At 59.3% G+C, this 12,032-nt stretch carries 17 protein-coding genes; 15 read left to right on the top strand and 2 right to left on the bottom strand.

The annotated features are described in order from the left end of the window. The first annotated feature begins 9 nt into the window (after nt 1–9). The 7 genes from VA599_RS11715 (at nt 10) to VA599_RS11685 (ending at nt 3,152) form a co-directional block, all read left to right on the top strand. Entirely contained in the window at nt 10–825 is an 816-nt protein-coding gene (locus VA599_RS11715; protein ID WP_346788695.1) for a hypothetical protein, read from the top strand. Between the two features lie 180 nt (nt 826–1,005). Continuing rightward, nucleotides 1,006–1,416: a M15 family metallopeptidase gene (locus tag VA599_RS11710; RefSeq protein ID WP_346788694.1), complete on the top strand. Its 411-nt coding sequence runs from the start codon at nt 1,006–1,008 to the stop codon at nt 1,414–1,416. After that, nucleotides 1,413–1,652: a DUF2644 domain-containing protein gene (locus VA599_RS11705; RefSeq protein WP_346788693.1), complete on the top strand. Its 240-nt coding sequence runs from the start codon at nt 1,413–1,415 to the stop codon at nt 1,650–1,652. Before VA599_RS11710 ends, VA599_RS11705 begins: the two co-directional genes overlap by 4 nt. Further along, nucleotides 1,636–2,232, top strand: coding sequence for a hypothetical protein (locus tag VA599_RS11700; RefSeq protein ID WP_346788692.1), 597 nt, complete (start codon nt 1,636–1,638; stop codon nt 2,230–2,232). The genes VA599_RS11705 and VA599_RS11700 overlap by 17 nt, the downstream gene beginning before the upstream one ends. Beyond that, nucleotides 2,225–2,434 carry a TraR/DksA family transcriptional regulator gene (locus VA599_RS11695; RefSeq protein ID WP_346788691.1) on the top strand — a complete coding sequence of 70 codons (210 nt, stop codon included), beginning with the start codon at nt 2,225–2,227 and terminating at the stop codon, nt 2,432–2,434. The genes VA599_RS11700 and VA599_RS11695 overlap by 8 nt, the downstream gene beginning before the upstream one ends. Further along, the gene (locus VA599_RS11690; RefSeq protein WP_076225718.1) at nt 2,434–2,652 is read left to right on the top strand and encodes a hypothetical protein; all 219 of its coding nucleotides are present in this window, start codon (nt 2,434–2,436) and stop codon (nt 2,650–2,652) included. Before VA599_RS11695 ends, VA599_RS11690 begins: the two co-directional genes overlap by 1 nt. Further along, entirely contained in the window at nt 2,652–3,152 is a 501-nt protein-coding gene (locus VA599_RS11685; protein WP_346788690.1) for a DUF1804 family protein, read from the top strand. Before VA599_RS11690 ends, VA599_RS11685 begins: the two co-directional genes overlap by 1 nt. Here the strand turns inward: VA599_RS11685 and VA599_RS11680 are convergent. Further along, the gene (locus VA599_RS11680) at nt 3,149–3,415 is read right to left on the bottom strand and encodes a hypothetical protein (protein ID WP_346788689.1); all 267 of its coding nucleotides are present in this window, start codon (nt 3,413–3,415) and stop codon (nt 3,149–3,151) included. The two genes, VA599_RS11685 and VA599_RS11680, sit on opposite strands and share 4 nt — an antisense overlap. Continuing rightward, nucleotides 3,412–3,912, bottom strand: a complete 501-nt coding sequence (locus VA599_RS11675; RefSeq protein WP_346788688.1) for a hypothetical protein — start codon at nt 3,910–3,912, stop codon at nt 3,412–3,414. Before VA599_RS11675 ends, VA599_RS11680 begins: the two co-directional genes overlap by 4 nt. Nucleotides 3,913–3,934: 22 nt before the next feature. On the opposite strand from VA599_RS11675, the gene terL reads away from it, so the two are divergent. The 8 genes from terL (at nt 3,935) to VA599_RS11635 (ending at nt 12,032) form a co-directional block, all read left to right on the top strand. Next, the gene (gene terL / locus VA599_RS11670) at nt 3,935–5,563 is read left to right on the top strand and encodes a phage terminase large subunit (RefSeq protein ID WP_346788687.1); all 1,629 of its coding nucleotides are present in this window, start codon (nt 3,935–3,937) and stop codon (nt 5,561–5,563) included. A gap of 11 nt (nt 5,564–5,574) precedes the next feature. Continuing rightward, nucleotides 5,575–7,155, top strand: a complete 1,581-nt coding sequence (locus tag VA599_RS11665; RefSeq protein ID WP_346788686.1) for a DUF935 domain-containing protein — start codon at nt 5,575–5,577, stop codon at nt 7,153–7,155. Then, nucleotides 7,142–7,978: a phage head morphogenesis protein gene (locus tag VA599_RS11660; protein ID WP_346788685.1), complete on the top strand. Its 837-nt coding sequence runs from the start codon at nt 7,142–7,144 to the stop codon at nt 7,976–7,978. The genes VA599_RS11665 and VA599_RS11660 overlap by 14 nt, the downstream gene beginning before the upstream one ends. Next, nucleotides 7,975–8,463, top strand: coding sequence for a phage virion morphogenesis protein (locus tag VA599_RS11655; protein ID WP_346788684.1), 489 nt, complete (start codon nt 7,975–7,977; stop codon nt 8,461–8,463). The genes VA599_RS11660 and VA599_RS11655 overlap by 4 nt, the downstream gene beginning before the upstream one ends. A gap of 138 nt (nt 8,464–8,601) precedes the next feature. Then, nucleotides 8,602–9,522: a hypothetical protein gene (locus VA599_RS11650; protein ID WP_346788683.1), complete on the top strand. Its 921-nt coding sequence runs from the start codon at nt 8,602–8,604 to the stop codon at nt 9,520–9,522. Nucleotides 9,523–9,611: 89 nt separating this feature from the next. Then, complete coding sequence (locus VA599_RS11645) at nt 9,612–10,709, top strand: phage protease (protein ID WP_346788682.1); 1,098 nt, start codon at nt 9,612–9,614, stop codon at nt 10,707–10,709. Next, nucleotides 10,706–11,110, top strand: a complete 405-nt coding sequence (locus tag VA599_RS11640; RefSeq protein ID WP_346788681.1) for a hypothetical protein — start codon at nt 10,706–10,708, stop codon at nt 11,108–11,110. The genes VA599_RS11645 and VA599_RS11640 overlap by 4 nt, the downstream gene beginning before the upstream one ends. Nucleotides 11,111–11,123: 13 nt before the next feature. After that, on the top strand, nt 11,124–12,032 hold the full coding sequence (locus VA599_RS11635; RefSeq protein ID WP_346788680.1) for a Mu-like prophage major head subunit gpT family protein: 909 nt from the start codon (nt 11,124–11,126) through the stop codon (nt 12,030–12,032).

Genomic DNA, 12,032 nt, shown 5'->3' with positions numbered 1-12,032 from the left:
GGTACGAAGATGAAGATCTTACTGATCTCACTCTCAATTTACTTAGGACTCCTAGCCAATTCCTGCACTGCGCAATCTGTAGAGGGTGTGTTACAAGGAATAGCACTGCCATTTCGAGAATTTCCCATCGCAACCGATATGTATCAGCCATTTTCATTATTGCAATATACGCCGGAGACAGGTTATCAAGTGGCATGCTCTGCCTCACTCCTCCTGAACAAAAGTAGTGAGGAAATAAGTAGCATGCTAAAGGAGAGTAACATACCCACCATAAGTCTATCGGCACTTCAGACTGCCAATGTCTCTGGTAATTTATCAAGCATTGCTGGTGGCTTGGGAGCAAATTATCAGGGGGAGTACAAAGTTGAGTATCAATTCAACAATGGGAAATTTGTATCACTGGACAATCAATATGACCTTCAAGAGTTTGTCAGTGATATTGGCAACAACGCACACTGCATGAAAACTATTCAACTCCTTCTACAAAGCTACCCTAACTCGCAATTCTACCAAATCGTCAATCTTGCAAGATATACTCTTTCAGCATCTGTTAGCAAAATCAATGACTATGGAGTCACCACCTCGCTCTTTGGGAAAGTCTCCCGCTTCATAATGGCTCAGCTCAATGTAAATCATCAAGAAGATTTCGTTATGCAGGGAAATGGGAAAGATTTATTTTTTGGATTCAATGGTAATCCAATTACCTTGGAACAACTCGGATATGCAAAAAACAGTAACGCATTTGTGCAAAACCAACCATCCACTTCAGCCGATACTGACAAGTCAAAAACCAAGGAAAGCTCTGTCACGCCACTAACAGAATGAGAGGGGTAAAAGCTCTTGGCAAAATTATCCTGTCAATACAAAGATCCATTTGTAAAATATTAGATATGGCATAGCATCTGTGCACTGCCAATAAAGCAGAGTTACTACTGAAAGCCTGCACAGCGCCCCAACCGGGGCGTTTTCTTATTCTGGCGGTGTTCCACTCAACAGGACACCGACATGCCTAGCCGCAAAATTGAAGACCTCCACCCGGATCTGCAGCCGCTATGCCGCGAGTTTCTGCGGTGCTGCCAGGCCGCCGGCCTGGACATCCTGATTACCTGCACCTACCGCTCCGCCGAGGAGCAAAACCAGCTGTACGCCCAAGGCCGCAACGGCAAGCCAGGCCCGCGCGTCACCAACGCCCGTGGCGGCCAATCCGAACACAACGCCATGATCCAGGGGCGGCCGGCGGCGCGAGCGTTCGACATCGTGCCGATTGTCGGCGGGAAGCCGTGCTGGGATGACAAACATCCTGCATGGCAAACCGCCGGCCGCATCGGTATGGAGCTGGGCCTGAACTGGTACGGCCGACCCAATGCGCCATTCCGTGAGTTTCCGCATTTTGCCCTGGCGCGGGGATACCAATGACCATAGGCGATTTGATCAAAAACCCCGCTACCGGCCGGCTGAGCCACAGCAAGCTGTGGGCCAATATCGCCTGCGCCGTCGGTTCCGGCATGTTCGTCTATCAAGGCATCGCCGGCACGCTAACCGCCGATGTCTGGTTGATCTACATGGGCTCGGTGGGCGGTTACTCCGCCGCGCGCAGCTGGATCGCATCCCGGCGCGATGCCAAAGGAGGCGGCAATGGCAGTGACAATTAACCCGCTAGCCTCCCTGGCCATCAAAGGGGCCATTTACCTGTTGCCGCTGCTCGGTGTGGGCTATGCCGGCTATCACACCGGCCAATTCCTTGCAGACCAGCGTCACCAGGTAGCGCTGGCCGCCCTGCAGGCGCAGCACACCGCCGAGCTGAAGCAGCGTGCCGAGGACAACGCCCGCACGTTGATTGCAGCCAGCGCCGAGCAAAAGCGCCTGGCTGATCTGGCCCACCAGGTCGGCTGGCAGCTGCTGCAAACCCGAGGCGAGCTGGCACGCAGCCAGGCGCAACTTAAGGAAAGGATCGCCGATGCAACCCGCAACGATGGTGCCGCTTTTACTGGCCTTGGCCCTGACAGCCTGCGGCTCTACCGCGCCGCCCTCGGCTATGCCGAGTCCGATTCTGGTTTGCCCTCAGCCGACGCCGGAAATGCTGCAAAAACCGACGCACCCGGGACCGCCCGCGAAGGGCTACCGCCCGCAGACCTACTGAACCACGCTGCAGACTACGGCCGCTGGTGCCAGGAGCTGGAGACCCGCCTAGACAGCTACATTCAACTGCACCAGGGGGCCACGCATGGATGATTTCGACCGCGCCCAGGAACTGGAGCAGCGGCAACGCGACCAGGCGCTTGCCATCCAGGCCGACCTGGCCCGCGCTTCCTCCCTGGGCAGCTACAGCCACTGCGAGGACTGCGGGGATGCCATCCCCGCTCCGCGCCGCCAGGCTATACCCGGCTGCACCCGCTGTATCGACTGCCAACAATGCCAAGAAGGGAAACGCTGATGTCCGAGAACAACGAACTGACCCGCGCCCTGGGGCGTATCGAGGGCAAGCTGGACATGATCGTCGCCAGCCAGGCCACGCAGAACGAGCGCCTGGACGCCATGGATGGTCGCTTGCGCCACGTTGAGCAGCAGGCCGCCCGAGCGGGTGCAATCAGCGGCGGCATCGTCGCCGTGGGTACCGCTATTGCCGTCGAGCTGGTCAAGAGAGCGCTGTAATGGCGCATACACCAGAGACGCGGGACAAGCTGCGCCGCCTATACGTGTTCGACCGCATCAGCCTAGAGGTGGCCGCGATGCAATGCGGCGTGTCGATGTCTACCGCCAGTCGCTGGAAACGCGAGTTGGCCGAGACCGGCGACGATTGGGATAAGGTGCGCGCGGCGGCACTGCTGGCCGGCGACGGGATAGAGAGCATCGCCCGCGCGGCGCTGGTCGGTTTCATGACGCAGTACCAGGCGACGATGGACACCCTAACTGTCAGCGACCAGATCCCAGCCGAGAAGAAGGTGGCGATGTTGGCCAGCCTGGCGGACAGCTTCAATAAGACGGTGGCGGCCAGCCGGAAGGTATTGCCGGAAACCAGCCAGCTGGCGACGGCGATGGAGGTGGTGCAAAAGCTGGCGGGATTTATTCGGGAGAAGTACCCCAAACATGCCCAAGCGTTTGTCGAGGTGCTTGAGCCGTTTGGGGACGAGTTGGCAAAGCTTTATGGCTAACCGACAAAACGTTCTTTTAAAACCTCATGACAACGCTGGGCAATGACCGCAAATGGCCAGACAAGTAATGCTAGTACTCCACAAAACAGCCAAAGCAAGACCCCCTTAGGCCACCAATCCTCAAGTGGGACCTTGTTAGAAGTCTTGATCAAGTCAGGCAAGACATCCCCCAATACAAAAAGATAGAAACCAGAAACGATAAAGCTCAAAGCCCCAACAAGCACTACTTGATAGGTTTTCCAGGTATGGATCGGCTTCTTCATGAGATGAATTTCATTAGACTGGAAAAAACAGCCTGGGGATTATCGCAAGCCATTTCAATTAGTTTGTTAGTAAAAGTTTTAAGCGCCTCACCTGGCAAATCTTTCAGAGTATCGATAAAGCGTTTTTTATCTTCTGGCGGAATATTAGATTCCATAATTTTAGCCTTCAGCACATCCCGAATTGTATCTGCATGAAGCTTAACTGTCACAGTACCTAAGATCGAAGAAAGTCCTCCATCATCCGCCAAAAAATCTAACCCTTTGGCAGTTGCTTTATAGAAACGTCCTTGATGTTGAGAGCTGGGAGTTAATTTTGTGGTTTGACACTCAACAAGACCATGTTCAATAAAATATTGAACTGTACCGTCAACCAAGTTTTGACAGTCTGAAAAATCCGGTGGCAGTCTAAGTTTAAGTGTTCCCATATCCATCGTATCAGGATAGTGATTAGACAAAACATTAAGGATTGCTTTTTGAAGTGATCGATTTAGTTCCATTGACTCTCTCCAGGTTTATGACATGGTCAAGTTTACCAAAAAAGACTTCCTCGCGGATGTCGCATTGCTGGCCGCCGAGTATCGCCGTCAGATCGACGCCGAGTGCGACGGCTTTGACCCCGACCCCGCCGCGCGCGAGCAGCGTCGGTTGCAGGCCATGGGCAGCTTCCGCTATTTCGCCCAGACCTACTTCCCGCACTACGTTAAATCCAGCCCGGCCACGGTCCATGAATATCTGTTCGACCGCTTCCAGCAAGTGATCGACAACCAGGAAGGCGACCATGACGCGGTAGCTGCGCCGCGCGGCCATGCCAAATCCACGCTGATCACCCAAATCGGCACGTTGTGGTGCATCGTCACCGGCCGCAAGCATTACCCGCTGATCGTGATGGACGCCGTCGAGCAGGCTTGGCCGATGCTGGAAGCGATCAAGGCGGAACTGGAGTTCAACCCCCGCTTGCTGCTGGACTTTCCAGAGGCAACCGGGCGCGGCCGAGTGTGGCAGGTCGGCACTATCCTGACCGCCAACGACGTCAAGGTCGAGGTGTTCGGCTCCGGCAAACGGATTCGGGGCCGCCGCCATGGCCCGCACCGGCCCGACCTAGTGATCGGCGACGACCTGGAAAACGACGAGAACGTCCGCAGTCCTGAGCAGCGCGACAAGCTGATGAGCTGGATCACCAAGAGCTTGCTGTCGCTCGGCCCGGCCGACGATAGCCTTGACGTGTTCATCATCGGCACCATCCTGCACTACGACTCGGTGCTGGCCAGGCTGATACAGAACCCGCTGTGGACCAGCGCCAAGTTCCGCGCCGTGGAGCGCTGGCCCGACCGCATGGACCTTTGGGACCGCTGGACCGAGATCCTGCTGGGCGAAGGCCCCGCGGCCGCGCAGACGTTCTACCAGGCGCACCGGCCGGACATGGATGCCGGCGTGAAGATTTGCTGGCCTGGCGGCACTAGCTTCTACAAGCTGATGACCAAGCGGGCGCGCGACGGCAAGGCTGCGTTCGACAGCGAGCAGCAGAACGACCCGCTGTCCGGCGATGACGCGCCGTTCGCCGAGTGCATCACCTTCTGGGTGAACCGGCTGCGCGAATGGGTGTTTTACGGCGCGTGCGATCCATCGCTCGGCAGGGCTGGAAACCGGCGCGATCCGTCCGCCATCCTGGTCGGCGGCTTCAACCGCCACACCGGCGTCCTGGACGTGGTGGAGGCCAGCATCCGCAAACGCCTGCCCGACCGCATCATCGAAGACGTAATCGCCTTCCAGGCTGAATACCGCTGCTTGCTGTGGCTGGTGGAGGCGGTTCAGTTCCAGGAGTTCATGCGCACCGAGCTGGTCAAGCGCTCGGCCGCGCGCCACATCCCGGTGCCGGCCCGTGGCGTGACGCCGCACGGCGACAAAGACTTGCGCATCCTGACTCTGCAGCCGCACATGGCCAATGGCCTGATTCGGCTATCTCCAGGCCAGCACACCCTGATTGAGCAACTGCGCCACTTTCCCAAGGCGGACCACGACGACGGTCCCGACGCTCTGCAGATGCTGTGGGCGGCCGCGCTGTCAGGTGGCGGCCAGATCGACTACACCCCGGTGCCGAGATCCGGCAGCGATGACTACGCCGGCAGCTTCTCGGCCGGCGCATGGTAGGAGTGACAAACATGGCACAAATCCTGGACCAGTACGGCCAGCCCATCCAACGCGAGGTCTTGTCCGAGGCGCAAAGCGCCCGCATCGGCTGGGTGACGCGCGAGTTTGCAGAGCACCCGTCGCGCGGGCTGACGCCGCAGCGCTTGCACCGGGTCTTAGAAGACGCCGAACAAGGCAACCTGGCGGCACAGGCGGACCTGTTCAACGACATAGAGGAGAAGGACAGCCACATCTTCGCCGAGATGAGCAAGCGCAAGCGCGCGCTGCTGACGCTGGATTGGAGCATCACCCCGCCGCGCAGCGCCAGCGCGGCCGAGAAGAAACAGGCGGAGCAACTGCAAGAGTGGCTGATGGATTTGCCAGATCTGGACGACGTGCTGCTCGACTGCCTGGACGGCATCGGCCACGGCTTCGCCGCGCTGGAGATCGCCTGGCAGCGGCTGGGCAAGGACTGGCTGCCGCAGAGCCTCACCCATCGGCCGCAGCGCTGGTTCCAGACCCTGCCCGAGGATGGCAACGCGCTGCGCCTGCGCGATGGCAGCGCCCAGGGCGCGGAGCCGTGGAAGTTCGGCTGGGTGATCCACCGGCACAAAGCCAAGTCCGGCTATCTGACCCGCGCCGGCCTGCACCGCGTGTTGGCTTGGCCCTACCTGTTCAAGAACTACAGCGTGCGGGATCTGGCCGAGTTCCTGGAGATTTATGGGCTACCGCTGCGCGTGGGCAAATATCCGCCCGGCGCGACTGACCAGGAGCGGGCGACGCTGCTGCGCGCGGTGGCCGAGATTGGCCACAACGCGGCCGGCATCATCCCGGAAGGCATGGCTATCGAATTCCAGAATGCCGCCCAGGGCAGCGAGGAGCCATTCCAGGCGATGATGGATTGGTGCGAGCGTTCGCAGTCCAAGGCGATCCTGGGCGGCACGCTCACCAGCCAGGCCGACGGCAAGACATCGACCAACGCCCTCGGCAACGTCCATAACGAGGTGCGCCACGATCTGACCGTCAGCGACGCGCGCCAGTTGGAGGGAACGCTGGTCCGCGACCTGCTATACCCGCTGGCCGTGCTGAACTTTGGCCAGGTCGATCCGCGCCGGATGCCGCGCCTGGTGTTCGATACCCGCGAGATAGAGGACATCAAGCTGTATGCCGAAAGCCTGCCGAAGCTGGTCGGGCTCGGCCTGAAAGTTCGGACTGATTGGGTGTACGACAAGCTAGCCATCCCCAAGCCTCAGGATGGCGACGAGGTATTGGCCGCGCCGCGCCCGGAAATGGCGCTGCCGCCGGAGTTGCGGCCGCAGCCGCGCGCCGCGCTGTCCTATCGCGCCGTGCTGAACAATGACCAAGGCGAGGTGGTCTACCCGGACCAGGCGGCGCTGGACGCCGTCGCGCTGCCGGCCGACGCGATCAATGCCGGTCTGGACGCAGCGCTGGCTCCCGTGATTCAGGCCATCCGCGACGGGGCAACCCCGGACGATGCCATCGCCTCCCTGATAGCGGCGTACCCGCAGATGGACGATGCCGCGCTGTCCCAACTGCTGGCGCGGGCGATGTTCGTCGCCGATGTCTGGGGGCGCCTGCATGCCCACGAGTGAGGCCAGCGCGGTAGACCTGAGCTACGCCATCGGCCTGCCGCCCGAGGAGGCCATCGCCTATTTCGAGAGCAAAGGCTACGCCATCGGCTTCAAGTGGCAGGAGGTATGGGCCGAAGCCCACGCCCGCTCGTTCACCGTGGCGGGCGTGCTGAAGCTGGACGTGCTGACCGACGTGCGTGAAGCGCTGCTGCAGGCGCTGCAGCATGGCGAAACGCTGGCCGATTTCCAAAAGCGTCTACAGCCGGTGCTTGAGGCGAAGGGCTGGTGGGGGCGCGGCCAGATCATCGACCAAGCGACCGGCGAGATCCAGGGCAAGCGATTGAACCCGCGCCGGCTGGAAACCATCTTCCGCACCAACATGCAGTCTTCGTACATGGCCGGGCGTTTCCAAGAGCAACTGGCCAATGCCGAGGCGCGGCCGTATTGGGAATACGTGGCGGTGCTGGACAACCGCACCCGGCCGCTGCATCGCAGCCTGCACGGCCGCATCTTCCGTTACGACGATCCGTTCTGGCGGCGCTTCTACCCGCCCAACGGCTGGAATTGCCGCTGCCGCGTGCGCACCAGGAGCGCCCGCGATATGGAGCGCTTGGACCTGGACGCATCCAGCAGCGAGGGCCGAATGGAGACGGTGGAGCAGCCGATAGACCGCAAGGGCAATACCCGGCCGGCCCCGGCATTCCGCGACCCGGCCACCGGCAAGCTGTTCGTGGCGGATGCCGGCTTCGGCTACAACCCCGGCCAGGCGGCGTATCAGCCTGACCTCAGCCGTTACCCGCCAGCGTTGGCCAAGCAATATCTGCAGGAGCAAAGCGCCAGATGATAGACATCAAGATAGACAACTCGAATGTCGCCGAGCTTATGGGGCGCATCATCCAGGCGACAAACCACCGTCAGCCGCTGATGCGCAATATCGCCGCGATCATGCTGGACGCGGTGGAAGAGAATTTCGCCCAGGAGGGACGGCCAAAATGGCAAGGGCTAAAACCGCCGGGCCGCAATGGGAAGATTCTGCAGAAAAGCGGCCGGCTCGCCAGCAGTATGAATGGCATGAGCGACAACAACAGTTCGACGGTTGGCACCAACGTCAAATATGCCGCCATTCAAAACAATGGCGGCCGTACGCGGCCCCATGAAATCCGTCCCAAGAACAAAAAGGCACTGGTGTTCGGCGGGCGAGTTGTGAAGAAGGTCAATCACCCTGGCAGCGACATCCCGGCACGGCCGTTTATGCTACTGACTGACGACGACCTGGACGAGATCGTCTATACGGCAGAAAGCTACCTGCGCAGTGTCACCGGGGGCTGACCGATTTTGCCTCATAAACGCCCGTAGCGGCGTTTTTACCCTACTATGATCACTTGCTTACCCCGTTGCATGGTAAGCGATTTTAACGTGGCTCTAACGGTGTTAAAATAACATCTCCAATTGGGTAATGGAGGGTGCATGAGCAAAATCCAACCGAATGAGCTTGAAGTTGGCGTTATTGAGAGTATTGAAGAGCTTGAGCAGCTCCCTGGCTATACGAAAGATATCGACCCCAAAGCTGTAAAATTAGACAAGATAGTTTACTTTTATAGATTCCCCGACACGATTCGCTGTGGAAAAGAGAACTGCCATCGTCCTCACCTGCTAGGTTTTGTTGTCCGACTGGAGGATGGCAGGCTAACAAATGTAGGTAACGTATGTGGAAAGGACCTGGGCGCTGAGAAGTTTCTGGCACAAAGCAAGATGGCTCTCAGATACATAGAACGTAGACAGGTTATTACATCGCTACAGGCACGAAGAGATGCCACTCCACCGTTGGAAATTAGGCTGGCAGAAGCCAAATCTCAAGCAAAGGAGATTACAGATTTTGTCAGGAAGCTGGAGCAAACGATAGGAGTCAAGCTGGTTAACCTGCTGAAGGCTAAAGCCAGGCGTAGCGAATATGAGGTATATGACTATCGAGAGCTAACCAAGGAGCAAATTGAAATCAGGGATGTCATGCGGCGCACCAGCGGCATTGTATCCAAAGAGATTGATACGCAAGAGCAGTACAAGGCTGGGACTCTCGAGCATATAAATTTTTTCGCAGAAGACGTTCGCAGTATGATTTTTGAAAAGGCTGAGCCCGCTATTAGCAGCCTACAAAATAGCTTACTAGATGAAATGCGTACACCCGATCTTAACAAGCTATCCAGAAGCTTGACAGAAGCAGAAGTCATTCTTAACAAGATGCCCGACATTGCGAATCAAGCAAAGGCATTTGCTGGGAAACGCAACAACTTTATCTTAGCTAAAATTTTAACAAAGAGCTTAGATGAAGAAAATGCACGTCACGCTTCGGTTGGCATTGCACGATACATGCACGAAATGAAGTGGTAAAACTTCATAATGGTTAGGTCGGAAATACTTTAAGTCACTGAAGCCCCTCACAGATTTTCCCTCCCCACATGCCCCGCACAATGCGGGGCATGGCACATCTGACACCCTTCATCGCCGCTCTGACGGTTGACCTCTCCCAAATCGGCAACGCCGATGGCGAGGCTCCCCGCGTCATCAAGCTACTGCCGGCTGGCACGTTCCGAGCCCGCGACGGCCGCCCGGCCGAGTGCGCCGCCTGGACGCTGGACGGAGTGTTGGCCGCCATCTTGATTACCGCAGCCAACCAACGGGAGACGCGTTATGTAATCGACTACGAGCACCAGACCCTGCGCAGCGAACACAACGGCCAGCCGGCCCCCGCCAGCGGATGGTTTGGCGTGCTGGAGTGGCGCGAGGACGGCCTCTACGCCACCGACGTGGAATGGACCGACAAGGCCGCCGCGATGATCGCGGCCAAGGAATATCGCTACCTCTCCCCGGTTTTCACCTACGACAAGCACGGCCGCGTCACCGGCCTATTACATGTCGCCCTGACCAATAACCCGGCATTGGATGAGCTGCCCGAACTACAGGTGGCGGTCTTGTCGCGTCTGATTTCTACCCCGTCCACCACTCAGGAGGATTCCGCAATGGACGAACTGATCGAGCAGCTGCGCTGGCTGCTCAACCTGCCCGTCGGCGCGACCGCCGACGATATCCAAACCCAGCTGCAGAAGCTGATAGACCAGCTCTCCAACGGCCAGGGCACGGCCGCCGCCAGCGTCGATCTGGTCAGCCTGTTCGGAACTCAGCAGCAACGCATCGCCGCGCTGTCGGCCAATCAGGTCGACCCGGCCCGTTTCGTGTCGGTGGAGACCATGCGCGCCCTGCAGGAGCAGGTTGCGGCGCTGACCGCCCAGCAACACGGCCGCGCGGTGGATGAGCTGATCACCGCCGCGCTGTCCGATGGCCGCCTGCTGGCGGTGCAAGAGTCCTGGGCGCGCGACTTGGGCAAGAAAGACCTGCCCACGCTGCAAAGCTACCTGGCCACCGCGCCGGCAATCGCCGCGCTGTCCACTACCCAAACCCAGGGGCAACCGCCGGCCGGCAGCGTGACGCCCACCCTCGACGCCGACACGCTGGCCGTTTGCAGCATGTTTGGCAACGACCCGGACGCCGTCGCCGCCGTGATGAAGGAGCAGGCATGACCGCCACCATCCAAGACCGCAACACCCCCTACCGCCATGGCGAGCTGATCGTCGCGCCGGTTGCGGCCGGCGTGAAGATTCCGGCCGGCACCATCGTCTGCGCCAGCGCCGCCGGCTTCGCCGTACCCGGCGCGACGGCCGCCACCCTGGCCTATCTGGGCATGGCCGACGCCGCCGTCGACAACACGGCAGGCGCGGACGGGGCCACCGGCGTACCGATCCGGCGCGGCGTGGCCTTCAAGTGGGCCAATGACTCGGGCGACCCGGTCACCCAGGCCAGCTTGGGCCGCGTCTGCTACATCGTCGACAACCAGACCGTGGCCAAGAGCAATGGCGGCAATACCCGCTCGCCGGCCGGCATTGTGGTCGGCATCGACGCCGACGGCGTATGGGTCAACTAAGGAGACAGCACTCATGATTGTCAACGCATCCAGCCTGAAAGCGATCTTCGTCAACCTGAAACTCGCCTTCAATAACGCCTTCGACGCCGCGCCGAGCCAGTGGCAGAAAATCGCTATGTTGGTGCCGTCTACCGCGCGCACCAACGACTATAAGTGGCTTTCCAACTTCCCTCGCATGCAGAAGTGGATCGGCGAGAAAGCGGTCAAGGCGCTGGCCGCCTCGAGCTACAGCATCACCAATGATGATTGGGAAGCTACCGTCGAGGTCGACCGAAACGACATCGACGACGACAACCTGGGCATCTACGCGCCGCAGGCGCAGATGGCGGGGCAGTCGGCCAAACAGTTGGCAGACGAAATCGTGTTCGACTTGGTCAACAAGGGCTTCACCAGCCTGTGCTACGACGGCCAGTATTTCTTCGACGTCGACCATGTCGTCGCCGGGCAGTCGGTTTCCAACAAGGGCACTAAGAAACTGTCGGTCGCCTCCCAGGCTGCCGCCAAGGCGGGCTACGGCGCAGCGCGCACCGCGATGAAGAAGTTCAAGGACGACGAAGGCCGCCCGCTCAATATCAACCCCAACGTGCTATTGGTGCCTCCAGCCCTGGAAGATACTGGCCGAGCTCTGCTGACCAGCGACCGCCTGGAAGACGGCAAGATCAATCCCTACAAGGGCACCGCTGAGCTGGTGGTCGATGCGCGTCTGACCTCGGACGACTCCTGGTATCTGCTGGATACCACCAAACCGGTCAAGCCCTTCATCTACCAGGAACGCAAAAAGCCGGTGTTCGTACAGCAGACAGACCCGCAAGCAGACGGTGTGTTCATGCGCAAGAAATTCCTGTTCGGCGCGGAGGCCCGCGCCGCCGGAGGCTACGGTTTCTGGCAGCTGGCCTATGGTTCCGATGGCAGCGAGGGCTAA

The organism is Chromobacterium indicum (assembly GCF_039708975.1).
GTDB classification, from domain to species: domain Bacteria; phylum Pseudomonadota; class Gammaproteobacteria; order Burkholderiales; family Chromobacteriaceae; genus Chromobacterium; species Chromobacterium piscinae.
This window is presented reverse-complemented; position numbering and strand designations above follow the sequence as displayed.